Source organism: Vibrio sp. 1402 (assembly GCF_033340275.1).
In genome coordinates, this window is the sequence record NZ_JAWOWE010000571.1 from 1 (window position 1) to 552 (window position 552).

Below are 552 nucleotides of genomic sequence, written 5' to 3' on the forward strand. Positions count from 1 at the left end.
ATCGTATTGAGCTAATAGCTTATCAATATCGTCATCCGACGCCTCTCCTGCCGAGAAATCCTCGTCTGAGACTTGCGGCTCGGGCTTGATATCTTCAACGTCAAGATCTAAATCATCGTCGCCAAGTTCTGCGAATAAATCGTCCAGCATCGCTTGATCAACGCTGCCACTTGAAAGGTCTTCCGATGGTTCATCATCAGCAAGAAGTTTGGCAAATTCATCATCAGAAATAGCGTTATCGTCGTCGGACAAGTCGAAGCCTGTTTCGTCTTCGTCGAGCACTTCAAGTTCTGGCGTCACTTCATCAAGCGCACGTTCCATCTCTTCAAGGCCCAGCGCTTTCTCGTCGCCATTGACTTGAATGCCGCTCGTTGAAGAATCAAACTCGTCAAATCCAACGTCTAAATCACCATCATCGCCGATACCGGCAAATGGATCTTCGCCGTCATCGCCTTCTAAGTTGAAGTCTAGTTCTTCGTCATCTAGGTTCGCGAAGACATCCTCTTCAAGCTCTGCTTTCTCATCCTGCTCTAACAGCGGTTCAGAGTCATC

At 48.0% G+C, this 552-nt stretch carries 1 pseudogene; it reads right to left on the reverse strand.

The features are described 5' to 3' along the window. Positions 1-552 (reverse strand): annotated as a pseudogene (locus R7044_RS27310) (AAA family ATPase); the annotation flags it as partial.